Consider the following 24,584-nt stretch of genomic DNA (forward strand, 5'->3'; position numbering starts at 1 on the left):
GAGGGAAAATCGTGGTACGATTCATTTTGAGTGCATCGCACTTTATGAGTATGGAGGAGATCGAGGGTGAGCAAGCCTCTGCCGAAATATGCCTACGAGGATATGGAACCGGGAATGACCCTTCCCTTTGGTCCTCGTACGATCAGCAAGGAAGAAATCATAGAATTTGCCAGCGCGTTCGATCCGCAGCCCTTCCATCTGGACGAGGAAGCGGGCAAGGCCAGCGTGCTGGGCGGGCTTGCCGCATCGGGATGGCACACCGTTTCCCTCATCATGCGGCTGGTCTGCGATGCCTATCTGACTGATTCCACCTCGCAAGGCGGTCCCGGCGTGGAATTTACGCGGTGGAAGCGTCCCGTGCTCGCAGGCGATACGCTGAACGGCGTGACGACCATCAAGGACAAGCGCATTTCCCGGTCGCGCCCGGCAATCGGGCTGGTGACGTTCCATCATGAACTGTTCAATCAGCGCGGCGAAAGCGTCTGTGAAATGCAGCATCCATGCATGATGTTGCGGCGTGACTACGATGCGGCTGCGGGAGATGCGTCATGAGTTTTCTGGAAGACAATCTCGGGCAGGCCGTCATCATCGGCAGCTATACGTTTACGGCCGAGGAAATCATCGATTTCGCGCGGAAATACGATCCGCAGCCGTTCCATCTCGATAGTGAAGCAGCAAAAAAGAGCGTCTTCGGCGGGCTGTGCGCTTCGGGCTGGCACACGACGGCAGTGTTCATGAAGCTCAACGTCGCCTCCATCGTGAAGGCAACGAAGGACGCCCTGAAGCGCGGCGAGACACCGCCGACATTCGGCCCCTCGCCCGGCTTTGAGAACCTGAAATGGCCGAAGCCGGTCTATGCCGGGGATACGATCACTTATAAGCGCGTGGTCCACACCATCAGGCCGCTCGCTTCCCGCCCCGGCTGGTCGATGCTGACGATGACGACGAACGCCCATAACCAGAGTGGCGAGGAAGTCCTGTCCTTCGACAATGCGGCAATGGTGAAACTGCCGGAACGGTAATCAGTCTCGCTTCCAGTTCGAAAAAATTGCCTCCCTCGCCGCTCTGGATGCGGCGAGACGTTCACGCCCCCGCTCCAAAACTTCTGCGCGAGCTTCGCCGGGTTTCCCTGACTTGAACGGCGGTGAGGGAGCATATTCGAGCGTCAATTGAACAGTTTCCGCTTCTGTTTGCCCAAACACCTCTTCGAGGATGGACAAACCGAAATCTATACCGGACGTTACGCCGCCCGCCGTAATGACATTCCCGTCTCGAACAACACGCGCCTCGGTTGCTATCGCCCCGAAGTGCTCCAGAAAATCCATGGCATTCCAGTGGGTTGTCGCCCTTCGCCCCTCAAGCAGCCCGGCTGCGCCGAGAACTAGTGCGCCGGTGCAGACAGAGGTTACATACCGTGCGCCTCGCGCTTGCTGCCTGACGAAATCCAGCACCACATCATCCGTCAGCAGCGGGTTCACCCCGCCGCCGGGAATGCAGATTACATCAAGTTGCGGACAATCATCAAAAGTGGCTGTCGGTATGAAAGTGAGTCCCGAGGAGGATTTGACCGGATTCCGATCTTTCCAGATCAGGTGAACGTCAGCCCCTTCCGCCGATGAAAAAACTTCATAAGGTCCTGTCAGATCGAGTTGCTGAATGGACGGGAAAACCAGAAATCCAAACGACAAAGCCACGACCGCTATCCCTTATGTTATATGTCTCAGTCGCCCTCGAAGGCGACAAGCGTGCGCACCGGAACGCCGAGCGCTTCGAGCTTCTTGCGGCCACCCAGATCCGGCAGATCGATGATGAAGCAGGCCGCGACGATTTCCGCGCCCATCTGAAGCAGGAGCTTCACCGCCGCTTCCGCGGTTCCGCCCGTGGCGATCAGGTCGTCCACCAGAATGATCCGCTCGCCCTTTTCAATCGCGTCGCGATGCATTTCCATTTCGTCGATGCCGTATTCGAGGCTGTAGGCGATGCGCACCGTGTCGCGCGGCAGCTTGCCCTTCTTGCGGATCGGCACGAAACCGGCGGAAAGCTGGTGCGCGATTGCGCCGCCCAGAATGAAGCCTCGCGCCTCGATACCGGCTACCTTGTCGACCTTGTTGCCTGCATAGGGATAGACCAGTTCGTCGACCGAGCGGCGGAATGCCTGCGCGTCGCCCATGAGCGTCGTCACGTCGCGGAACTGGACGCCCGGCTTCGGATAGTCCGGAATGGTGCGGATCGCATCCTTCAGGCTGGCTTTAAATCCGGATTCCATTTTCCATCCTTTCAGGCGGCCTGCAGGCCGGTAAACTAATCAAGGCAAAGTCGGGGCAAAGCTCCTTTACACCCGCAAACGAGCAAAATGCAAAAGAAACCGCCTATTTTTGCCAGGAATATTGCGGCGAAGCACGGACATTTTCATGGCTTAATTGTGGCAAAGCAGCCAGCACTCGTATCCACGGCCAAATTCCGGCTGGCTCCGGGACAAAAAAATGGGCGCCCGTGGCGCCCATTTTTCAACCTTGACTGACCTGTCAGTGCTTCACATCCGACCAGATCGAACGCTTGGCGACATAGACCAGACCCGCAAAGAGGATCAGGAACACCATGACCCGGAAGCCGGTCCGCTTGCGTTCTTCCAGATGCGGCTCGGCAGCCCACATCAGGAAAGCCGAAACGTCGCGTGCATACTGGTCCACTGTCTGCGGCGAACCGTCGTCATAGGTGACCTGGTCGTCGCTGAGCGGCTTCGCCATGGCGAGCGCCTTGGCCGAAATGAAGTACGGATTGTAATGCGTACCCTCGGCGATCTGCATGCCTGCCGGCGGCTGTTCGTCGAAACCGGTCAACAGGGAATGGATATAATCCGGGCCACCTTCGGCATATTGCGTGAATATATCGAAGATGAACTGCGGGAACCCACGCTCCACTGCGCGCGCCTTGGCAATCAGCGAGAAGTCCGGCGGAGCCGCACCGTTGTTTGCCGCAGCAGCCGCAGCCGCGTTCGGATATGGCGACGGGAAGTGGTCGGTCGGAAGCGCCTTGCGGGTGAACATTTCGCCATCCGCGTTCGGGCCGTCCTGCACTTCATATTCAGCGGCAAGCGCCTTGACCTGTTCAGGCGAGTAACCGAGGCCTTCCAGCGTGCGGAAGGCGACCAGGTTCATCGAATGGCAGGCCGAGCAGACTTCCTTGTAGACCTTCAGGCCGCGCTGCAGCTGGCCCTTGTCATAGGTTCCGAACGGGCCGGCGAAGCTCCACTTTTCCTGCTTGGGATGGTGGATCGGAAAATGTTCCGGCTCCGCGGCATTACCGCCTTCCTCAGCCGAGGCACCACCCACCGTACTGGCGAAGGCGATACCAAGCGCGACCAGCGGAGCAATACCGAAGGCAGCGAAATTCTTGAGGATGTTTTTCATTGTTACGTCCTTCATCTCTCTCGCTGGTTCAGCCCCGAGTTTCTACAGGGATTTCCACTGGGGTAATCTCGGCCTTGCCACTCTTCTCCAGAACCGCCTCGGTGATCGAGTTCGGCAAACGCTTGGGCGTTTCGATCAGGCCGATGACCGGCATGATGATGATGAAGAAGGCAAAGTAGTAGAGCGTACCCAGCTGCGCCATGAAGACGTAGGAACCTTCCGCAGGACGCGAACCGAGCCAGCCGAGGAAGATGGCGTTGATCACGAACAGCCAGAAGAACAGCTTGAACCAGGGACGATAGACAGCCGAACGAACCTTCGACGTATCGAGCCATGGCACGACGAAGAGGATTGCGATCGAACCGAACATGGTCAGAACGCCGCCGAGCTTCGAATCGATCGGGCCGATATTGAAGGTGATGGCGCGCAGCATCGCGTAGAACGGCAGGAAGTACCATTCCGGAACGATGTGGGCAGGCGTCTTCAGGGAATCGGCCGGGATGTAGTTATCCGGATGGCCGAGGAAGTTCGGCATGTAGAAGATGAAGTAGGCGAAGAACACGAAGAAGACGAGCGCGCCGAAAGCGTCCTTGATGGTCGCATATGGCGTGAACGGCAGCGTATCGGTCTTGGACTTGACTTCAATGCCGGTCGGGTTGGTCTGGCCCGTCACATGCAGCGCCCAGACGTGCAGGATGACGACGCCGGCGATCATGAACGGCAGCAGATAATGCAGCGAGAAGAAGCGGTTGAGCGTCGGATTGTCGACCGCGAAGCCGCCGAGCAGAAGCTGCTGGATCGGCTCGCCGATGATCGGGAAGGCCGTGAAGAAGCCCGTGATGACGGTCGCGCCCCAGAAGGACATCTGGCCCCATGGCAGCACGTAGCCCATGAAGGCGGTCGCCATCATGAGAAGGAAGATCACCACGCCCAAGATCCACAACAACTCGCGCGGCGCCTTGTAGGAACCGTAATAGAGGCCGCGAGCGATATGGAGATAAACGGCGATGAAGAAGAAGGATGCGCCGTTGGAGTGCATGTAGCGCAGCAGCCAACCGGAGTTGACGTCGCGCATGATCTTTTCGACGGAATTGAACGCAATGCCCGTATCCGCAGCATAATGCATTGCCAGCACGATGCCGGTAACGATCTGCGAAATGAGCATGAAGCTCAGAATGCCACCGAAGGTGTACATGTAGTTCAGGTTACGCGGCGTCGGATAGGCCACGAAAGAATCATAGACGAGACGCGGCAAGGGAAGCCGTTCGTCCACCCATTTTTCGATGCCGGTCTTCGGCGTGTATGTGGAGTGTCCACCACTCATGTCTTCTCTCCCCAAGACCTGTTAGCCGATCCTGATGACCGTATCGGAAGTGAACGCATATTGCGGGATGTGCATGTTTTCCGGCGCCGGACCGCTGCGGATACGACCGGCCGTGTCATAGGTCGAGCCATGGCATGGGCAGAACCAGCCACCGAAAGAACCGGATTCACCGAGCGGCACGCAACCCAGATGGGTGCAGACGCCGATCATCACCAGCCAGTTTTCCTTGCCCTCGCCTGCCGAGCGGGCGAGATCGGTCGCCTGCGCGTCCGAAGCAAGGTTGGCGTTACGCGCGATCGGATCCTTGAGATCACCAAGAGCGGTTGTCTTGGCATCCTCGACTTCCTTGGCGGAGCGGTTACGAATGAAAACCGGCTTACCACGCCATTTAACAGTTAATGATGCTCCTTCCGTCAGGGACGAAACATCAACCTCGATGGACGCAGCCGCGAGTGTCGAAGCGTCCGGACGCATCTGGTCGATAAACGGCCAGGCCAGTCCGGCAACTCCGACGACACCGGCCATTCCCGTCGCAATATACAAAAAATCACGCCGTGTCGGCTCAGCCGTGTCGTGTGCGCTCACGTGCCAATTCCTTTTCAACCTGCATGTTCAATTGAACTCTCCCCTCGTCCTCTTTTGCACTTGCGCAAAAGTAGTCCCGCAAGTGCTCACAGGACGAAATTCCCTCCATTTCACTATCCGGTTTATGCGTGTAAAAAACGCTTGTCCAGACACCAACCCCTTATGACGGCACGATGTCGCAGGCGGATTTGCCTGCTGAATTCAGGGAAAGCACGGCGAGGACGCAGCAGCCGAAAGCTTTCAACTTTCCCTGTTCCGCCCTATGAACCCGCCCGACTGGCGGGCCCAAAGTCCCGCATAGATGCCGCCGCGGGCGATAAGTTCGTCATGCGTCCCCTCCTCCACGATGCGGCCCTGGTCCATCACCACAAGCCTGTCCAGCGCCGCGATGGTGGAAAGCCGGTGGGCGATCGCGATAACCGTCTTCCCCTCCATCAGGCGCTTCAGATTCTCCTGAATGGAAGCTTCCACCTCCGAATCGAGTGCCGATGTCGCTTCATCGAGGATCAGGATCGGCGCGTCCTTGAGGATGGCGCGCGCGATGGCGATGCGCTGCCGCTGCCCGCCGGAAAGCTTGACGCCGCGCTCGCCCACGAAGGCATCGAAGGAGCGCCGCCCCTGAAAATCCTCCAGATTGGCGATGAACCCGTCGGCCTCGGCCTGACGCGCCGCCTGCAGCAGTTCCTCGTCGGTCGCATCGTCTCGCGCCAGCATAATATTGTCGCGCAGCGACCTGTGCAGCAACGCAGTCTCCTGACTGACGACCGCGACGGCCCGGCGCAGCGAGGTCTGGGTGACATCGCGAACATCCTGACCATCGACAAGGATAGAACCCTTCTCGACATCGTAGAGACGCAGGATGAGGTTCACGAGCGTGGACTTGCCCGCGCCGGAATGGCCGACGAGACCGACCCTTTCACCGCCGCGCACAGTCAGGTTGATATTGTCGAGAACGCCTGCAGCCTTGCCATAGTGAAAGGTGACGTTGCGGACATCGATGCGCGCCTCCGTCACCTGCAAGGGTCTGGCATCGGGCCGGTCTTCCAGACCGAGCGGGGCGGAAACCAGCCGCATGGAATTTTCGATCAGCCCGAGCTGGCGCAGCATGCCATTGAGCTGCATCATGAGACGGCCAAGCAGCATGTTGAGGCGCAGCACCAGACCGAGCGTGAACGACACCTGCCCGACAGTGATGGCATTGCGCGTCCACAGATCGATGGCTATCGCCGCAACCGTCACGATCATCAGTCCGGAGAGCGCCGTGAGCGAAACGCGGACGCCGGTGAGCGACCGCATGAACGGGAGAAGCGCGGCAATGTATCCTTTGAAACCTTCGCGCAAATACTGAACATCATCATTGACGGTGTTCAGCTTTATCGTCTGGATATTGGAATAGCTGTCGACCAGCCGCCCGTTTATCAGCGACCCCGCTTCGGCGGAAGCCTCGGCCTGACGGCGGATCTGCGGAAGATAATGACGTGCAATCAACACGAAAACAGCAATCCATGCCAGCACGACCGCCGCGAGCGTCCAATCCAGCCGCCCTATCAGGAACAATGTGCTGATGCTGTATATGAGCATGAACCAGACCACTTGGATCAGGCTCTGAATGAAGTCGCCCGCCGCCTGCCCGGCCTGCCAGACTTTTGTCGCTATGCGCCCCGCAAAGTCATTCTGGAAAAACCCGTAGGATTGCTGCAGCACATATGAATTGGCCTGCCACCGGATCAGGTTATAGAAATTGGGGCCCATCACCTGCTCTTCCAGCAGCGTGTTGATTGCCGTCACCACGAGGCGGATCACAAGGACAGTGACCCCCATGAAAAGCAGGTCGGGCCCTGCCACCTGCAAAAGCGCCGACCAGCTTCGCTCGACGCCGCCCTTGCCCGCCTGATCGAGAATATCGACCAGCCTGCCCGTGAAATAGAATAAACCTGCCTCGACCAGCGGCAGCAATCCGCCAACGACAAGGGAAGCCGCCAGCGGCCATTTCGCCTGTCGCGCATAATGCCACAGAAAGCCGAGCGTCGTTGAAGGCGGTCTCAGCCTGTCCGGTTCACGAAAGGGATCGACCCAACGTTCGAACAGGCTGTAAACCGCTTTCATCAATGGCTTGTGTCCTTATTTGACCAGCGTATCCTCGGTATTTTCATCGAAGCCGAGGAAGCCGCCGGACTGGCGGGCCCATAGACTTGCATAAATGCCGCCGAGCGCGACAAGTTCCTCATGCGTGCCGTCTTCCACGATGCGCCCCTTGTCCATCACCACGAGACGGTCCAGCGCCGCGATGGTGGAAAGGCGGTGCGCGATGGCGATCACGGTCTTGCCTTCCATCAGCGTGTTGAGGCTGTCCTGAATGGCCGCCTCCACCTCCGAATCGAGCGCTGAGGTGGCCTCGTCCAGAATGAGGATCGGCGCGTCCTTTAGCATCACACGCGCAATGGCGATGCGCTGGCGCTGTCCGCCGGAAAGCTTGACGCCGCGTTCGCCGACATGCGCATCCAGTCCCTGCCGCCCCTTGGGATCGGTCAGCAGCGGAATGAACTGGTCGGCCTGCGCGAGTCGGATCGCCTGCTGGAGCATCTCCTCCGTGGCATCCGGCCGCCCATACATGATGTTCTCGCGGACCGAGCGATGCAGAAGCGAGGTATCCTGCGTCACCATGCCGATATTGGCGCGCAGCGAATCCTGCGTGACCCTGGAAATGTCCTGCCCGTCGATCAGGATGCGGCCCTTCTCCAGATCGTAGAAGCGCAGCAGCAGATTGACCAGCGTGGATTTGCCAGCGCCGGAGCGTCCGACCAATCCCACTTTCTGGCCCGGCTGAATGGTGAGGGTGAGGTTGTCGATGACACCCTTGCCCTTGCCGTAGTGGAAGCCGATCCGGTCGAAGTCGAGCTCGCCTCTGGTCACCTGCAGCGCCGGCGCATTGGGAACGTCGACAACTTCATGGGAACGCGCAATCGTGGTGATGCCGTCTTCCACCGTGCCGATGTTCTCGAACAGGGCCGACATTTCCCACATGATCCACTGCGACATGCCGTTGAGGCGCAGCACCAGACCGATGCCGACGGCAAACGGCGCCCACGGTAATCGCTTCGTTCATCCAGAGCTGGATGCCGATTGCGCCCACCGCAAACAGCAGGATGCAGTTCGCCATATAGAGGGTGAAATGGAACATCGTGATGAGCCGCATCTGCCGATGCACGGTGCCGAGGAAGCCGTCGAGGCTTTCACGCACATAGGATTCCTCGCGGCTCGAATGCGAGAAAAGCTTCACGGTCGCGATATTCGTATAGCTGTCGACGATGCGGCCCGTCATCAGCGAGCGCGCATCGGCCTGCTGTTCCGAAACCACCCGCAGGCGCGGAATGAAGAAGCGCAGCAGCAGGATGTAGGCAACCAGCCAGACGGCAAACGGGACCATCAGAACCAGATCCGCAGACGCCGCAATGAACAGCGTGCCAGCGAAATAGACGATGACATAGTTGAGCACGTCCAGAAGCTTCATCACCGTTTCGCGAACGGCAAGAGCAGTCTGCATCAGCTTGGTGGAGATGCGTCCGGCGAATTCGTCCTGGAAGAACGACATCGACTGGCGGATCAGGTAACGGTGCATCAGCCAGCGAATGCGCATCGGATAATTGCCGAGCAATGTCTGGTGGATCAGCAGCGAATGGATCAGCACCACACCCGGCAGGCCGATCAGGACGACGCCTGCAATCAGCGCAAGCCGCCAGCCCTCATTGCTGAGGAAAGTCTCGCGCGACTGGTGCGACAGCCAGTCGACAATGTTGCCCATGAAGGCAAAGAGCGACACTTCGATCACGGCGATGAGCGTGGTGAAGATCGCCATGCCGATGATCCACGGCCATGCGCCGCGGGTATAATAAAGGCAAAAGGCTACCAGTCCGCGCGGGGGTTCGCGCGGCGGTTCTTCGGGATAAGCTTCGAGTCGTTTTTCAAACCATCTGAACATGGCGATCCTTTTACGGGCACCTTGCAGGATTTCCAAGACGGAATAGGAACAAAACAGGAATATTTTCGTGATGCAGGAACGATCCCCATCCTGCGGACACTCCCTCGCCAACGGATATGTTGATGCGGGAGGCGGGAACCGTTCTCGACGCTTGCAGCCGCCCGATTTGTCGGCTACCCGCATCATATGGAACTGCGCGTCGCACTTTACCAGCCCGACATTCCCGGCAATACGGGAACCATCCTGCGAATGGCCGCCTGCCTCGGCTTCGCGGTCGACCTGATCGAGCCTGCCGGATTCGATGTTTCGGACCGCTCGCTGAAGCGCGCAGGCATGGATTATCTGGAGCAGGCCGCCCTCACCCGCCATGCGGACTGGCGCCACTTCGAGGACTGGCGCCGGCAGGCCGGACGCCGCATCGTGTTGCTGTCCACCAGGGCGGCGGTTCCCTATACGGATTACCAGTTTCAGGAAAATGACATCCTGCTCTTCGGGCGTGAGTCGTCGGGCGTTCCCGACACCGTGCACGATGCCGCCGATGCGCGGCTTCTGATCCCGATGATGCCGGGCGCGCGCTCGCTAAATCTTGCGATTTCGGTTGCGATGACCGCAGGCGAAGCTCTGCGGCAAAGGAAAAACCTCGCGAAATGACCGGATTCGCAAGGCAGCATCTCCCCCTCCGGTCTGAAAGGCTCGCTTCTTCCATGAACCTGTCCACCCTCGCTCTCGCCGCTTCCACCCTGTCCCTGCTGGCAAGCGCCCCGGCCTTCGCCCAGGAAGCCACCCCCATCGCGCCGAAGGTGATGGTCATCACCATGTTCGGCGAAGAAGCCAAGCCATGGCTTGAAGGCGAAAAGTTCACCCAGAAAATCAAGCTGCCGGGCCTCAACCCCGAATATCCGACGGTCGACTGCACCGCCGAAGGCCTGTGCCACATGACGACGGCCATGGGCTTCGCCAATGCCGCAAGCGCGACGGCAGCCATGGCGCTGAGCGACAGGTTCGATCTGAGCCACACCTATTTCGTGATCGCGGGCATCGCCGGTGTCGATCCGAAGCACGGCACGCTCGGATCGGCGCATTGGGGCGAAATATTCCGTCGACGCCAATCTGAACCACCGCATCGACATTCGGGAAGCGCCGGAAGGCTCGCCCACGGACTTCTTCGGCCTCGGCGCGGCAAAGCCCGGCGAAAAGCCGAAATGGGCCGCAGGCACGGAAGTCTTCGAACTGAACGGCAAGCTTGCCGATTATGCTCTGGCAACGACCAGAGGCGTCGAACTTCTGGATAGCGACGCGGCGAAGGAATATCGCAAGCATTACACGGAAGAGGCTGCGACCGGCGCGCCAAAGGTCACGATCTGCGATACGGCTTCGGGCGATACCTACTGGCACGGCGCAAAGCTCGGCGAAGCCATGGCCGAATGGTCGAAGCTTCTGACCGACGGCAAGGCCGATTATTGCACCTCGCAGATGGAAGACAACGCCACGCTGACCGCGCTGAAGCGCGCCGCCGAAGCTGGCAAGCTCGATTTCGACCGCATCGCGCTGCTGCGCACCGCGTCGAATTTCGACCGCCAGGGCAAGGACCAGACGGCGGCGGAATCGCTTGCCGCGAATTCCGGCGGCTTCCCGCTTGCCACGACCAACGCCTATCGCGTCGGCAAGGCCTATGCCGAAAGCATCATCCGGAACTGGAACGCATGGGAAAAGGCCCCGCAGACGGCAGGCAAGTAGACCGCATCCCGAAAAGGGTGAAACGGCTTTCGGATGAAGCGCAATCCGATCCAATCGGATCGAAACTCCAAGCCGTAACGTAATAACGATTCAAAAAGCGAAGGCGCCCTCCGGGGCGCCTTTTCTGCCTGCTAATCTGAATCGCGTTTCAATGGCTTGACCGCCGCGATTGAAGCGCTGCTCAATCCGCGGTCGCCAGACGGCGCATGGTAAACTCGATCACATCGTCCGGCCTCTCGCACCAGCTTTCGATCTCGGTCCAGTAGGCGGCTTTCGGGAATGTCTCGAACCACTCGCGCGCCTTTTCGCGCGCCGCCAGCCTCGGCAGGGTGAACGTCTCGCGGACGAAACCATCGCGCGGCATCCTGCTTTTCGTGCTTTGCTTGGCGCTTTTCTGGGCGCGGCTTTTCTCAAGCTGCCTGCGCAGGCCTTCAAGCGGTGGACGGGGCGGTGTTGCTGCCATGCGTTTGCCTCCCGGCGAACCCGGAAATGAATGCCTTTCAAACCCTGAGTAGAGAAAGATAGGTTAGCGATACCCCAAAGACGAGTCTTTTCTTGGGGAGAGGGTCCGTACTGCCTTGCGATCACGCGCTTCACGCTTTGCGGTGAAGGCGGACTTTGCTAAGCCAAGCGATAATAGTTCATCCATTTAGAGCGCGCTTCGATCTGACTGAATCGGATCGGCGCTCTAGATATTCATTTTGAACCGCGCATCTTGTCCGAAAACGTCACGCACTTTTCGGGATGCGCTCCAACCCTGGCTGCGCGAGGTCTTCAAACACCACCAGGCCGCGCCGGAAGGACACGAAAATGCAACGCGACGAGATTCCGGCCATCATCCCGGCAGACATCGAAGAGAAGAAGCAGGCGGCACAGCGCTGGTTCGAGGAACTGCGCGACCGTATCTGCGCAAGCTATGAACAACTTGAAGATGAATTGCAGGGCCCGCTTTCGGATCGCGAACCCGGACGCTTCGTCCGCACGCCATGGCAGAAGGATGAAGGCCGCGGCGGCGGCGGGGTCATGTCGATCATGCATGGCCGCGTCTTCGAAAAGGTCGGCGTCCATGTCTCGACGGTCTATGGCGAGTTCTCGCCGGAGTTCCGCAAGCAGATTCCGGGCGCCGAGGAAGACCCGCGTTACTGGGCAAGCGGCATTTCGCTGATCGCGCATCCGCAAAACCCGAATGTGCCTGCCGTCCACATGAACACCCGCATGGTGGTGACCACGCGCCAGTGGTTCGGCGGCGGCGCCGACCTGACGCCGGTGCTCGATCGCCGCCGCACGCAGGACGACCCGGACACGCTTGCCTTCCACAAGGCCTTCCGCTTCATCTGCGACAAGCACAAGGAAATTGTCGACTACCAGCGCGTGAAGGAGTGGTGCGACGAATATTTCTTCCTGCCGCATCGCAACGAGGCGCGCGGCATTGGCGGCATCTTCTACGACTGGCTGCACTCGCCGGAAGAAAAAGGCGGCTGGGATGCGGATTTTGCCTATACGCGCGATGTGGGACGCGGCTTTTCGGTCGTCTATCCGCATCTGGTCCGCCAGAACTTCAACAAGGACTGGACCGACGCGGACCGCAACGAACAGCTCATCCGCCGTGGCCGTTACGTCGAGTTCAACCTGCTTTATGATCGCGGCACGATCTTCGGCCTCAAGACCGGCGGCAATGTGAATTCCATCCTGTCTTCCATGCCGCCCGTGGTGAAGTGGCCGTGAGGCATTGAAAAAGGGCCGGTTTCCCGGCCCTTCAATCATATTGCGAAGGCGGAATGATAGGCGACGTCGCCTTCCGGAATGTCCGGCCCGAAGGCCAGACACTGGAAATACTCCGCCGGCACGCCCGGCAGTTTCAGCCGCTCATCGGCCTTGAAGCCGAAGCGCCCGTAATAGCCGGGATCACCCAGAAGGACGCAGCCTTCAGCGCCGAGGCTGCGCAACCGCGCAAGGCCCTCGCGGATAAGCTTGCCGCCGATCCCCTCGCCCTGCCGGTCCGGGCGGACCGAAACGGGACCAAGCCCATGCCAGCCCTTGTCCTCGCCGCCGACCAGAACCGGCGAGAAAGCGACGTGACCCAGAACCTGCCCGTCCTCTTCCGCAACCAGCGACAGGGTGAGCGCATCTGCGGCGCGCAGCGCATCGATGATTTCCCCTTCCTTCCCGCTGCTATGGGCAGCGTTGCGGAATGCATCATCCGTCAGGCGACGGATGTCAGCGGCATCTTCGGGCGTTTCGTTGCGAATATGCATGTCCCTCTCCTTCACCGGTTGTTTGCCTGGGCGCGGACATTCTCGCGGCCCTTCAAGGAGATGCGATAAGGACTGCCCATGCGCGATTCGATCAGCCGCTTGCGGCGCAATTGCTGAAAAATCGCCATCGTGCAGTCGGAAAGCAGATAGCCTTCCCGGGTATAGCATTCGATATCGCAGATGCGTCCGTCTTCGCGCAGATGGCGGATGTAGCCGCCCTGCGCCAGCACGTGCAACACGCGCTGTTCCATGCGTGAGATATTCATTGTCGTTAATGCCTGGATGGAAACCATGACAAGCATCAGCCTTCGCGGATGGTGAACCATCCACGGCCAATGCCGTTTCCGCTCCTGGACCTGCATGTCAGGCGCTTTCAGCACCCGCTACTTGCAGTTTCGTCCGGAACGCTCAAAGGCTTCCGACTATCTCCAGCATCAACAATTCCTCTTCCAGAGGCCCAAAGGACAGGAGGGCAATAGCCCCTCCTGCTCATTTATAAGCGCCGCGCGCCGGTGTCAAACCGTTCAGGCTCCATGGCAGGCACCGGCATGCCGACGCATCGCGCCCTGAAATTGCTCAATCGCCGCACGGGCTTAACCAATTCCCGATGAGCTGGACTCAACGAGACTTGGTATTGGGCTGGTTGCGAAGCTTTTCGGCTTCCGCGTAGAACTTCTTTTCCCACTCATTGTGGTTATCGAGCCCTTCCTTGATGAAGGGCGTGAAGATGGCGAGATTCATCAGGCACCAGTTGACGAACCGGGCCGGGAACTTCAGCGGCTTCACGAAATCGACGAACAGCACGACCCGCGTCTTGTCCGTGTGGTTCCATGCCTCATGCTCATAGGCATCGTCGAAAATCAGCACCTTGCCTTCCTGCCAGTGACAGACCTGTTTGTCCACGCGGATGGCAAGCTTGTCGTTCGGCTCCGGCACGATGAGGCCGAGATGCAGGCGCAGCACGCCATTATAAGGGCCGCGATGCGGCGGCAGGTGCTTGCCCGGCTCGAAGATGGAGAACATCGCCGTCGTAAGGCCCGGAATCTTGTTGACGATGCGCCAGGTTTCCGGGCAGGCCTTGATGTTCTGTTCCGACTTCACGCCGAAACCGAGCAGGAAGAACGTCTTCCAGCGATTGTCGGTCGAGATCGTCTTCACGTCGGTCGAAATGTCCTGAAAGGAAGGCAGTTCGCTCTGGCGCAGTAGAATCGTGTCCAGTTCCTTGCGGATGGCCGGCCATTCCTTCTCGATCTCCGCAGCCCACGGAAAGGTCGCGTTGTCATAGACCGGCGGATTGCCAAGCCTGGCATATTTCAGGTTGAGACCTTCGGCCCAGGATACGATCCCCATGAAGAAACGGGTGATGCGGCTCGGCCGGTCCATGGCGGCGATGCCCTCGGTGCCAAACTTCTGCTTCGGATCGGCCGCTGCCTTGTCTTGTATCGATGTATCGGGATTGGACATCTCACGCTCTTTCAGAATGACGCTGAAAACTTCCCAGCCATAAATGAATGAAACTATAGCGAAAATTTGCCGACAAGAGGTCAGCTGTTCATTTTCGCGGCATTTCCAACAAAAGTGAGACACGGTTTTGTGTTCGGAAATGCCGTAGAAAGAATAGTCAGGGCAGAAGCACCCTAACTACGATCAAGTTTGTCCAGAAGCGCGGTGCGGTCAAGGCTAAAACCGGAGTCTATCCAGAAAGTTTCAAGCGACCGCAAGGCCTCGCCCAGCCCCGGGCCTTTCTGGATGCCGAGGGCCAGAAGATCGCCCCCCGTGACGGGAAAGACCGGCGCATCGTAACGTTCGGCAGTATCCAGAAGACGGGCGAAACCACCGGCGCGCACCATTGCTTCGTCGCTGCCTGCGGCCTCGGCCCGCGCCGCGGCATAGGCCAGACGAATGCGGTCGAGCACGGCCTGCTTGCTGCCGCGATAGATGGTCTTCTTCAACGCCTGTTCGGAAAGTTCCGGCTTGACTGCATCGGCGCGCGCCCAGGCTTCGAGCCGCGCCCTTTCGGCATTGGACATTTTCAGCCGCTTGCCCATCTCTTCCATCCGCACGCTGTCGGGCGGGATGATGCTTTCGAGCCGCAGCAGCGGATCGGCCTGCCAGCCAAGATCGGCCTCGGTGCGCACCAGCCCGTGAATGGCGTCGATGCCCCATTTCTCGCTTTCCGGCAAAATGAGGTTCAGCACGCCGCCCTGGCGCATCCACAAAAGCGCGCGCGAGGGATCGGGAGCAGACAGAAGCTTCTTCAGTTCCGACCAGACCCGTTCGGCGGAAAGCTGTGAAAGCCCGTCCTTCAGCCGCGCGCTGGCGCGCAATCCTTCAGCCTCGGGCCGACCTGAACCGTACCAGGCGAAGAAGCGGAAGAAGCGCAGGATGCGCAGGTAATCCTCGCGAATGCGCTGCTCCGCATCGCCGATGAAGCGCAGCGTCCGGCTCTCTATGTCGGCAAGGCCGCCGACATCATCGATGATCGTGCCGTCAGCGGTCGCATAGAGCGCGTTGATGGTGAAGTCGCGCCGCTCGGCATCGGCCTTCCAGTCGGTTCCAAACGCAACCTTGGCGTGACGGCCATTGGTTTCGATGTCCTGCCGCAGCGTCGTTACCTCGAACGGATGCCCCTGCACGACAACGGTTATCGTGCCGTGCTCGATGCCGGTCGGCACCGGCTTGAAACCGGCTTCGGTCGCCAGCCGGACAGTCTCGTCCGGCACATGCGTCGTCGCCAGATCCACATCGCTCACCCCGGTGCCAAGCAGCGTGTTGCGCACCGCGCCGCCGACGACGCGCACCTCGCCGCCATCACGGTTCAGCGCCTTGAACAGGGCCTGCAACGGCTTTGCCTTAAGCCAGTCCGCCTTGCCGGAAATATTGATACTCAAACGTAGAGCCTTTCATAAAGTCCGCGAATGATCCCGGCGGTTGCCCCCCAGATGAATCGCTCGTGATAGGGCATGGCGTAATAAAAGCGTTCCTTGCCGTTGAACATCCTGCTTTCCCGCCGGTGATTCTGCGGATTCATCAGGAAGGAAAGCGGAACCTCGAAAATATCGGCCACTTCGTCCGGGTTGGGATGCACGTCGAACGGCGTTTTCACCACCGCGAGGATGGGCGTGATCGAAAAGCCGCTGCCGGTGAGATAACGCGGCAGATTGCCGATGATCTCGGCGCGATCCGCCGCAAGCCCGATTTCTTCATTGGCCTCGCGCAGTGCCGCCCGTTCCGCCGTGCCGTCTTCCGGGTCGATTGCCCCGCCCGGAAAGGCGATCTGGCCCGAATGCTTGCGCAATGTGTCGGTGCGCTGCGTCAAAAGCAGCGTGGCTTCCGATCCGCGATCCACCACCGGCACCAGCACGGCCGCGTCGCGCATCTTCGCCGTCACCATGGCCTGCGTGAAATCGGGATTGAGCGAATGATCGCCCGTTACCGCATCGTGGTCCGGGTGCCACTGCCGGACCCGCTCGGCAAAATCACCGGCTGAAAAGTCAGAAAAGCTGTTCATTGCAATGCCGCCTCCAGCGCATCCACCGCCATGATCGGAAAGACCACGCCGCCGGAGCGGACCGCAAATGTCTGCACCCCGTCGATTTCGATTTCCTCGCCCAGCGCCACAAGATCATACATGACCGAACGGGCAATCAGCGCCTCCAGTCGTCCGCGAACCAGCACATAAGGCTTGAGGCCGCCGCTTTCCGGCTCGACCACGAAGCGCAAGGGATGCTGCGCATCGGCTGTAACCACATCGCCGACATTGGTGCGGAAGGTGAGCGCCTGCGTCGCTCCTTCGCCGGAGACCTCCATCTCGACGGCCATGAAATGCGCGTCCTCGACGCGGATGCCGACCTTTTCCACCGGCGTGACCAGATAGGTCTTTCCGTCCTCATCCTTGCGCAGCACGGTCGAGAACAGCCTGACGAGCTGCTTGCGGCCGATCGGCGTGCCCATGTAGAACCATGTGCCGTCCGCCTTTATTTCCATGTCGAGATCGCCGCAGAATTCCGGATTCCACCGCTCGACCGGCGGGATTCCGCGCTCCCTGGTCGAAGGACCGCTCTGCGCATCGGCATGGGCGCGTGCGATCAGGGCTTCCAGCCCGCCGGCGGTCCCGGTATTCCGCATGGATTCTTGCGGCGCGTCTTTGCCTTCAGGGGTGCTTTTTATCATCCGACTCGGTTATTCCTGCGCAAATAGACCCAAAGCCATGAAATAGTCACCCTTTCGCGGCTTGTCAGTATTATATAGCGATTTAAGAAGCAGTTCCGCCAGAGCATTGCGAGGTCCATATGAGCGTTGCCGTTACGCCTGAAACCGCCAATCCCGAACAAATCGTCGCGGAGGCCGAACGGGCGCTCGCAGATATCGCCCGCATCAAGGCAAGTGTCGGCACCGTGATCTTCGGTCAGGAAAACGTGATCGAGCGCACCCTCGTCGCCGTGCTTGCCGGTGGCCATGCGCTCCTCGTCGGCGTGCCGGGCCTCGCCAAGACCAAGCTGGTCGAAACGCTTGGAACCGTGCTTGGCCTTTCCGGCCAGCGCATCCAGTTCACGCCCGACCTGATGCCTTCCGACATCATCGGCTCGGAAGTCATGGAACAGGATGCCGACGGACGCCGCTCCTTCCGCTATCTCAAGGGGCCGATCTTCGCGCAGCTCCTGATGGCCGATGAAATCAACCGCGCCTCGCCCCGCACGCAGTCCGCCCTTTTGCAGGCCATGCAGGAATATCATGTGACGGTCGCGGGCCAGCGCTACGACCTGCCAGCGCCATTCCACGTTCTGGCGACGCAGAACCCGCTGGAGCAGGAAGGCACCTATCCGCTGCCGGAAGCCCAGCTCGACCGCTTCCTGATGCAGGTCGACATTCTCTATCCCGAACTAGATGCGGAACGCCGCATTCTCCTGGAGACGACCGGCGTTTCCGAAGCCAGGGCCTATGAAATCATCAATGCCGAGCGGCTGATCGAAATGCAGACCCTGGTGCGGCGCATGCCCGTGTCGGAAAGCGTCGTGGAAGCAATCCTCAAGCTGGTGCGCTCCGCAAGACCTGACGCCGACAACGACCATGCGAAGAAGCATATCGCCTGGGGTCCCGGCCCCCGCGCCAGCCAGGCGCTGATGCTCTGTGCAAGGGCGCGCGCGCTTTATGAAGGCCGCCTCGCCCCCTCGGTTGACGACGTGAAGGCACTGGCCGAGCCGGTATTACAGCACCGCATGGCGCTCAATTTCGCCGCGCGCGCCGATGGCATGCATATTCGTGACGTCATCGCCAATCTGGTAAAGGCTGCTGTCTGATGGTGATCGGCGCAGAAGTTTCCACCGCAGATCGCAAGGAGACGCTTGCCCGCGCCCGCGCGCGGGCCGCTGCTATCCCCGATCTGCTAGTGGAAGCGCAGCGCGTGGTCAATACCGTCATGAATGGCTGGCACGGACGGCGCAAACGCGGCCCGGGTGAAAATTTCTGGCAGTTCCGTCCCTACGTCGAGGGCGAATCCCTCGCCCGCATCGACTGGCGGCGCTCGGCCCGCGACGACCATACCTATGTCCGCGACCGCGAATGGGAATCCGCCCATACGGTCTGGCTGTGGTGCGATTTTTCGCCTTCGATGCTCTATCGCTCGCAGATGGCGCCGGTTTCCAAGGAAGCGCGTTCGCTGGTGCTGACGCTGGCGCTTGCCGAACTTCTGTCGCGTTCGGGCGAACGCATCGCCTTTCCGGAGCTGATCCAGCCCTTTTCGGCCCGCAATGGTGCAGAGAGGCTTGCAGCGGCGCTGATGCACGACGCGCCCGCTCCGGCGCTGCCGGATATCGGCCAGATACGCCGCTTTTCGGAAGTCGTGCTGGTCTCCGACTTCCTGCATCCATTCGATGAACTGAGCGATCTTCTCGACCGCCTCGCCAGACGCGGCGTCCGCGCGCATCTGGTGGAAGTGGCCGATCCGGCGGAAGAGACATTTCCCTATTCCGGCCGCACCGAGTTCCGTGATCCCGAAACCGGCGCGACGCTTGTCGCAGGTCGGGCCGAAACCTATGCTGAGGACTATCGCCGCCTCTACACCGCGCGGCGAGAAACTCTCATCGATTACTGCAAGCGGATTGGCTGGAGCTATACGGTTCACCGCACCGACAGGCCGACAGCCGAAGCGCTGGCGCGTCTTCACGATGCCCTGAGCGCAACAGGGAGCAGCACCAAGGGAAGCAGCACATGAATTTCCTGCCGCTCGCCTTCGGTTCGCCGCTCATCCTAGCAGGATTGATCGCCCTGCCGGTCATCTGGTGGCTTTTGCGCATGACGCCGCCGCGCCCGCAGGAAGAAACCTTTCCGCCGCTGCGCATTCTGGCGCAAGTCTTCAAGCGCGAGGAAGTGCCGTCGAAAAGCCCATGGTGGATGACGCTGCTGCGGCTGCTCATCGCCGCGCTCGTCATTCTCGCGCTTGCCTCGCCGGTCTGGAATCCGCGTCCGGTGGCGCTTGCGGGCAATGAGCCGCTCGCCATCGTCATCGATAATGGCTGGGCTTCCGCCGAAGACTGGCAACAGCGCGTCAATGCCGCCGAAAAGCTCATTTCCGATGCGGAAGGCACTGACGCGCCGATCTATATCGCAGGCACGGCGGAACCGGCCAATGCGGAAATCGGCCCCTATGACGGCAAGCGCGCCGCCGAACGCCTGCAGGCGCTGGAACCGCGCCCTATTCCCGTCGACCGCAAGGCGGCGCTGGAGCGGCTCTCATCCGCCCTGCCTGCCGGTGCCAAACTTCGCCTTGCCTTCATGAGCGACGGGCTGGCTACGCCGAATGACGCGCAAGCCTTCGCGGAACTGGACAAGTCCGGCCATCTCGCTTCCGTTCTCTGGTATGGTGCGGGCCTCAGCCGCATTTTCGCGCTGACCGGCATCGACAACAAGGCTGACAGTCTGGAAGCGATTGCCATCCGCCCGCAAGGCGTATCGGCCCCGCGCACGCTCACCGCAGCCGCCTATGACGACAAGGGACGCCGCATCGCCGAAGCGCCGCTTTCCTTCACGCCTGGAAGCGCGGAAGGCACGGCGCGGTTCAACCTGCCGGTGGAGCTTCGCAACGATTTCCGCCTGATCCGTGTCGATGGCATCGAACAGGCAGGCGCGACAAGGCTGATCGATGCGGGATCGGAACGGCGCACTGTCGGCCTGATCGCCAGCGGCGACGGCGATCTGGCGCAGCCGCTGCTCTCGCCGCTGCACTATATTTCCCGGGCGCTTTCGCCCTATGTCAATCTGATCGAACCGCGCTCGGCGGACCTGCTGCAATCCGTGCCGGAAGTGCTGGATGCAAAGCCGTCGATCCTCATCATGGCCGATATCGGCACGCTGCCGCAGCCGGTCACCGAGCAGCTTTCCAAGTGGATCGAGGACGGCGGCACGCTGGTGCGGTTCGCAGGCCCGCGCCTTGCCGGCGCCAGCGACAACGACCCGCTTCTGCCAGTGAAACTGCGCAAGGGCGAACGCGCACTGGGCGGCACGCTGTCCTGGTCGGAGCCGCAGAAATTGCGCGCTTTCCCTGACAAGGGGCCTTTTGCGGGTCTTGCCGTTCCCGACGACGTGACCGTCACAAGACAGGTCCTTGCCGAACCGTCATTCGATCTCAACGACAAGGCTTACGCCGTTCTTCAGGATGGAACGCCGCTTGTGACCGGCGAACAGCGCGGGCGCGGCAATATCGTCCTGTTCCACATCTCGCCGGATGCCAGCTGGTCGAGCCTGCCCATTTCAGGTTCGTTCGTGGAAATGCTGCGCCGCATCGTCTCGCTGTCGCAGAGAACCGGCGCGCAGGACATGCAGGCCTCGGTCTCGCTTCCGCCATACCAGCTCCTGTCGGCTTCCGGCGCGCTGACCCCGCCCACATCCGAAGCCAAGCCGCTGATCGTCGAGAAGAACAGGCAGGCGAGCGTCAGCATCAACACGCCGCCCGGTTTCTATGGCAATGAGGACGGATTGAAAGCGCTCAACATCTTTGAAGGTGCCGACATCAAGCTGCAACCGATAGCACAACCCGCATTTTCCGTCGGAATAGTGCCCGCTTCCTACACGTCCGACCAGTCGATTTCACTGGCGGGACCGTTCTTTGCGGTCGCCGCAATGCTGCTCGCGCTCGATACGCTTTTGATGCTGTGGCTGCGCGGTGCCTTCCGCCGCCGCATGAAAGTGCGCGCCAAGGCCGCAGGCATCGCCGTGCTGCTGGCTGGTTCGCTTGCCTTCAACCTTCTTCCGTCCGGAATGGGCGAAGCACAAGCCCAGACCCCATCCCCATCTCAATCTCAATCCCAGTCCAAGACACAGCAACAGGTGCATGACGACAGCAAGCCGGGAGACGAGGCGATCGTCAACTCGGTCTCGCAGACGCATCTTGCCTATGTCATCACCGGCAGCGCCCAGACCGACGACATCAGCAAGGCCGGGCTGCGCGGTTTAAGCTTCGCGCTGATGGACAAGACCGCGCTTGAACCGGGCGACCCTGTCGGCGTCGATCCCGCCAAGGATGAGCTGGCCTTTTATCCGTTGATCTACTGGCCTATCGACCCGCAAGCGCCGATGCCAAGCCCGGAAGCGATTGCCAGGGTCGATGCCTATATGCAGCAGGGCGGCACCGTGCTTTTCGACACGCGCGACCAGTTGCAGGCCGGAGCCAGCCTCGATGCGTCCGCCTCACCGGCCAACCAGCGCCTGCGCGCCATTCTCGACGGCATGAATGTACCGCCGCTGGAACCCGTGCCGGACGATCATGTGCTGACCAAATCCTTCTTCATCATGCCCGATTTTCCGGGCCGCTATGAAGGAAGCCCGCTCTGGGTCGAGGCGACAACGCCCAATGCTTCGCCGCAGAACCGCCCTGTGCGCACCGGTGACGGCGTGACCCCGATCATGATCACCGCCAATGATTTCGCCGGTGCATGGGCCGTGGACGAGCAAGGCAATCCGCTTCTGCCGACCGTGCCGAACGACCCGATGCAGCGCATCTATGCCATTCGCGGCGGCGTGAATATCGTGATGTATATGCTGACCGGCAACTACAAGTCCGATCAGGTCCACGCCAAGGACCTCATCGAGCGGCTGGGAAACTAGCATAATGCTTTGCAGCCACGTCATCGCCCAATCCCGCTTCTCTTTTCCCCTGATCGTGAACGCTAACGGCGGTAGGAGGTGAGAATGAACATCGAATTCGAACCGTTTCTCTCCACGCCCTGGCTGATTGCCGTTCTCGTGCCGCTGGCGTTGCTGGTTCTGGCCACGATTGCGTTGCGGATGCGTGGCGGGCTGATCCGCCTTCTGGCTGCGGCAGCGCTTGCACTCGCTCTTTTCAATCCTGTCATTATCAACGAAGAACGCGAACCGCTGAAAAGCGTGGTTTCGGTGGTGGTGGACCGCAGCCAGAGCCAGGAACTGGGAAGCCGCCGCGCCGACACGGATGCCGCATTGAAGGCTGTGCAGGACCAGCTTGCAACCATGCCGCAGTTTGAAACCCGCGTGGTGGAGGCAGGCAAGCCCGGCGAGAATGAAGACGGCTATGCCACCCGGCTTTTCGGGCCGCTGGCGCGTTCGCTTCTCGACGTTCCGCCTTCCCGCGTCGCGGGCGCTGTTCTGATTACCGACGGTCAGGTGCATGATATTCCCGCCAACAAGAATGCGCTCGGCTTCGATGCGCCGCTGCATGGGCTTGTGACCGGCAAGCCGGACGAGTTCGACCGCCGCATCCGCTTCAACAAGGCGCCGCGCTATGGCATCAGCGGCAAGCCGCTGGAAATGTCGTTTACGGTGATCGATGAGGGCAAGAGCCTCGGCAGCCCGGCTCCGGTTCAGGTCCGCGTCAATGGCGAAACCGTCAGCGAGGAGGAAGCGCGGGTCGGGCAGGAAACGCCCGTCACCATCACCCTGCCGCGCGCCGGTGTGAACATTGTCGAAATCGCCACGCCAGCCCTTGCCGGTGAAGTGACCGACGCCAACAATCGCGCCGTCGCAACCGTGGACGGCGTTCGCGAAAACCTGCGCGTGCTGCTCGTCTCCGGCGAGCCGCACAATGGCGAGCGCACATGGCGCAACCTGCTCAAATCCGATGCCGCCGTCGATCTCGTCCACTTCACCATTCTGCGCCCGCCCGAAAAGCAGGACGGCACTCCGATCAACGAATTATCGCTGATCGCTTTCCCGACGCGCGAACTCTTCGTGGATAAGGTCAATGAGTTCGATCTCATCATTCTCGACCGCTACCAGCACCGCGATGTGCTGCCGCTGCTCTATTACGATTACATCGCGCAATATGTGGAGAATGGCGGCGCGCTTCTGGTCGCCGCCGGGCCGGAATATGCAGGCGAAATGTCGATTGCCCGCACGCCGCTCTATAGCGCCCTGCCCGCCATGCCGACCGGCGCGGTGACGGAAAAGGCATTCTATCCCCGCCTTACCGATCTCGGCAAACGCCACCCGGTCACGCGCGACCTCGATGGCAGCGATCAGGAGCCACCGCACTGGAGCCGCTGGTTCCGCACCATCGACATTACCGCGCCGCAGGGCGAAACGGTGATGAGCGGCGCGGACAACAAGCCGCTGCTGGTGTTGAGCCGCGTCGGAAAGGGCCGCGTCGGCATGTTCCTCTCCGATCAGGGCTGGCTTTGGGCGCGCGGTTTCGAGGGCGGCGGCCCCTACGCCTCGCTCTACCGCCGTATCGCCCACTGGCTGATGCAGGAACCGGAACTGGAGGAAGAAGCGCTGACAGCTTCCGGCAACGGGCGCGCCCTTTCCATCCGTCGCCAGACCATGGGCGACAATCCCGGTGCGGCGACCGTCACAACCCCTTCCGGCAAGGAATTGCAGGTCAGTCTTGCGCAAAGCAAGCCGGGCCTGTTCGAAGGCTCGTTGCAGACGGACGAGATCGGGATTTTCCGGGTGAAGAATGGCGATCTGGAAGCGCTGGCCCATGTAGGGCCCATCGATGCGCCGGAATTTGCCGACAGCATTTCGACGGCGGATCACCTGAAACCGCTTGCCGAGGCGACGGGTGGCTCGGTTCATCGCCTCCATGCAAGCGGAGACAGTGCAGTCCGTGTGCCCGCGATCACGGCCATCAGCGGCAACCGCGCCGCCAGCGGCAATGACTGGATCGGCCTGCGGGAGACTTCGGACACGCAGTTGAAAAGCGTCAATCGCCTGCCGCTGTTCTCCGGCTTCCTGGCGCTGTCTGCCCTGCTTCTGGTCTTCGGCAGCATGTGGCATCGCGAAGGGCGGTAAACCGCCCCTCGCTTTCCCCTCTTTTTAACTAG

At 60.6% G+C, this 24,584-nt stretch carries 21 protein-coding genes and 2 pseudogenes; 9 read left to right on the forward strand and 14 right to left on the reverse strand.

Going from position 1 to position 24,584, the window contains the following annotated elements; all coding sequences use genetic code 11:
* Positions 1–66: 66 nt before the first annotated feature.
* The gene (locus tag OINT_RS08260) at positions 67–552 is read left to right on the forward strand and encodes a MaoC family dehydratase (protein WP_006467333.1); all 486 of its coding nucleotides are present in this window, start codon (positions 67–69) and stop codon (positions 550–552) included.
* A complete protein-coding gene (locus OINT_RS08265) occupies positions 549–1,022 on the forward strand; it encodes a MaoC family dehydratase (protein ID WP_006467334.1) in 474 nt (157 codons plus the stop codon). Before OINT_RS08260 ends, OINT_RS08265 begins: the two co-directional genes overlap by 4 nt.
* Here OINT_RS08265 and OINT_RS08270 read toward each other — a convergent pair whose 3' ends face one another.
* The 7 genes and pseudogenes from OINT_RS08270 to OINT_RS08300 all read right to left on the reverse strand — a co-directional run bounded on the left by OINT_RS08270 (position 1,023) and on the right by OINT_RS08300 (position 9,298).
* Positions 1,023–1,694 (reverse strand): DJ-1/PfpI family protein, encoded by a 672-nt coding sequence (locus OINT_RS08270; protein ID WP_006467335.1) that lies wholly within the window; start codon positions 1,692–1,694, stop codon positions 1,023–1,025.
* Positions 1,695–1,720: 26 nt separating this feature from the next.
* Positions 1,721–2,266 carry an adenine phosphoribosyltransferase gene (locus tag OINT_RS08275; protein ID WP_006467336.1) on the reverse strand — a complete coding sequence of 182 codons (546 nt, stop codon included), beginning with the start codon at positions 2,264–2,266 and terminating at the stop codon, positions 1,721–1,723.
* A 259-nt stretch (positions 2,267–2,525) separates the two neighbouring features.
* Positions 2,526–3,410 carry a cytochrome c1 gene (locus OINT_RS08280; RefSeq protein ID WP_172491099.1) on the reverse strand — a complete coding sequence of 295 codons (885 nt, stop codon included), beginning with the start codon at positions 3,408–3,410 and terminating at the stop codon, positions 2,526–2,528.
* Positions 3,411–3,438: 28 nt separating this feature from the next.
* On the reverse strand, positions 3,439–4,734 hold the full coding sequence (locus OINT_RS08285; protein ID WP_006472729.1) for a cytochrome b: 1,296 nt from the start codon (positions 4,732–4,734) through the stop codon (positions 3,439–3,441).
* A 21-nt stretch (positions 4,735–4,755) separates the two neighbouring features.
* Positions 4,756–5,319, reverse strand: a complete 564-nt coding sequence (petA, locus tag OINT_RS08290) for a ubiquinol-cytochrome c reductase iron-sulfur subunit (protein ID WP_022569054.1) — start codon at positions 5,317–5,319, stop codon at positions 4,756–4,758.
* Positions 5,320–5,559: 240 nt separating this feature from the next.
* A complete protein-coding gene (locus OINT_RS08295; protein WP_036565712.1) occupies positions 5,560–7,425 on the reverse strand; it encodes an ABC transporter ATP-binding protein in 1,866 nt (621 codons plus the stop codon).
* Positions 7,426–7,440: 15 nt separating this feature from the next.
* Positions 7,441–9,298: pseudogene (locus OINT_RS08300) on the reverse strand (ABC transporter ATP-binding protein).
* A gap of 186 nt (positions 9,299–9,484) precedes the next feature.
* On the opposite strand from OINT_RS08300, the gene OINT_RS08305 reads away from it, so the two are divergent.
* Together OINT_RS08305 and OINT_RS08310 are read left to right on the forward strand one after the other, a co-directional pair.
* The gene (locus tag OINT_RS08305) at positions 9,485–9,949 is read left to right on the forward strand and encodes a tRNA (cytidine(34)-2'-O)-methyltransferase (protein WP_006467341.1); all 465 of its coding nucleotides are present in this window, start codon (positions 9,485–9,487) and stop codon (positions 9,947–9,949) included.
* Between the two features lie 53 nt (positions 9,950–10,002).
* Positions 10,003–11,035 (forward strand): annotated as a pseudogene (locus OINT_RS08310) (purine-nucleoside phosphorylase).
* A 181-nt stretch (positions 11,036–11,216) separates the two neighbouring features.
* On the opposite strand, the gene OINT_RS08315 reads toward OINT_RS08310, so the two are convergent.
* Positions 11,217–11,498 carry a hypothetical protein gene (locus OINT_RS08315; protein ID WP_006467342.1) on the reverse strand — a complete coding sequence of 94 codons (282 nt, stop codon included), beginning with the start codon at positions 11,496–11,498 and terminating at the stop codon, positions 11,217–11,219.
* 347 nt (positions 11,499–11,845) lie between these two features.
* Here OINT_RS08315 and hemF point away from each other — a divergent pair, with 347 nt between their 5' ends.
* Complete coding sequence (gene hemF, locus OINT_RS08320; protein ID WP_006467344.1) at positions 11,846–12,760, forward strand: oxygen-dependent coproporphyrinogen oxidase; 915 nt, start codon at positions 11,846–11,848, stop codon at positions 12,758–12,760.
* A gap of 35 nt (positions 12,761–12,795) precedes the next feature.
* Here the strand turns inward: hemF and OINT_RS08325 are convergent, their stop codons facing one another.
* The 6 genes from OINT_RS08325 to OINT_RS08350 form a co-directional block, all read right to left on the reverse strand.
* Positions 12,796–13,290: a GNAT family N-acetyltransferase gene (locus OINT_RS08325; RefSeq protein ID WP_006472725.1), complete on the reverse strand. Its 495-nt coding sequence runs from the start codon at positions 13,288–13,290 to the stop codon at positions 12,796–12,798.
* Between the two features lie 11 nt (positions 13,291–13,301).
* The gene (locus OINT_RS08330; RefSeq protein WP_006472724.1) at positions 13,302–13,556 is read right to left on the reverse strand and encodes a YjhX family toxin; all 255 of its coding nucleotides are present in this window, start codon (positions 13,554–13,556) and stop codon (positions 13,302–13,304) included.
* 352 nt (positions 13,557–13,908) lie between these two features.
* Positions 13,909–14,754, reverse strand: coding sequence for an ornithine lipid ester-linked acyl 2-hydroxylase OlsC (olsC, locus tag OINT_RS08335; RefSeq protein WP_006472723.1), 846 nt, complete (start codon positions 14,752–14,754; stop codon positions 13,909–13,911).
* Positions 14,755–14,927: 173 nt separating this feature from the next.
* Positions 14,928–16,181 (reverse strand): CCA tRNA nucleotidyltransferase, encoded by a 1,254-nt coding sequence (locus OINT_RS08340; RefSeq protein ID WP_006467348.1) that lies wholly within the window; start codon positions 16,179–16,181, stop codon positions 14,928–14,930.
* Positions 16,178–16,801: a CoA pyrophosphatase gene (locus OINT_RS08345; protein ID WP_006467349.1), complete on the reverse strand. Its 624-nt coding sequence runs from the start codon at positions 16,799–16,801 to the stop codon at positions 16,178–16,180. Before OINT_RS08345 ends, OINT_RS08340 begins: the two co-directional genes overlap by 4 nt.
* Positions 16,798–17,463 (reverse strand): DUF1285 domain-containing protein, encoded by a 666-nt coding sequence (locus OINT_RS08350; RefSeq protein ID WP_006467350.1) that lies wholly within the window; start codon positions 17,461–17,463, stop codon positions 16,798–16,800. The genes OINT_RS08345 and OINT_RS08350 overlap by 4 nt, the downstream gene beginning before the upstream one ends.
* Positions 17,464–17,582: 119 nt before the next feature.
* Here OINT_RS08350 and OINT_RS08355 point away from each other — a divergent pair, with 119 nt between their 5' ends.
* The 4 genes from OINT_RS08355 to OINT_RS08370 all read left to right on the forward strand — a co-directional run bounded on the left by OINT_RS08355 (position 17,583) and on the right by OINT_RS08370 (position 24,552).
* Complete coding sequence (locus OINT_RS08355) at positions 17,583–18,590, forward strand: AAA family ATPase (protein WP_006467351.1); 1,008 nt, start codon at positions 17,583–17,585, stop codon at positions 18,588–18,590.
* Positions 18,590–19,504, forward strand: coding sequence for a DUF58 domain-containing protein (locus tag OINT_RS08360; protein ID WP_006467352.1), 915 nt, complete (start codon positions 18,590–18,592; stop codon positions 19,502–19,504). Before OINT_RS08355 ends, OINT_RS08360 begins: the two co-directional genes overlap by 1 nt.
* On the forward strand, positions 19,501–22,392 hold the full coding sequence (locus tag OINT_RS08365) for a DUF4159 domain-containing protein (RefSeq protein ID WP_006467353.1): 2,892 nt from the start codon (positions 19,501–19,503) through the stop codon (positions 22,390–22,392). The genes OINT_RS08360 and OINT_RS08365 overlap by 4 nt, the downstream gene beginning before the upstream one ends.
* Before the next feature lie 84 nt (positions 22,393–22,476).
* On the forward strand, positions 22,477–24,552 hold the full coding sequence (locus OINT_RS08370) for a hypothetical protein (RefSeq protein WP_006472722.1): 2,076 nt from the start codon (positions 22,477–22,479) through the stop codon (positions 24,550–24,552).
* Positions 24,553–24,584: the final 32 nt, after the last annotated feature.

This window comes from Brucella intermedia LMG 3301 (genome assembly GCF_000182645.1).
Lineage (GTDB): Bacteria > Pseudomonadota > Alphaproteobacteria > Rhizobiales > Rhizobiaceae > Brucella > Brucella intermedia.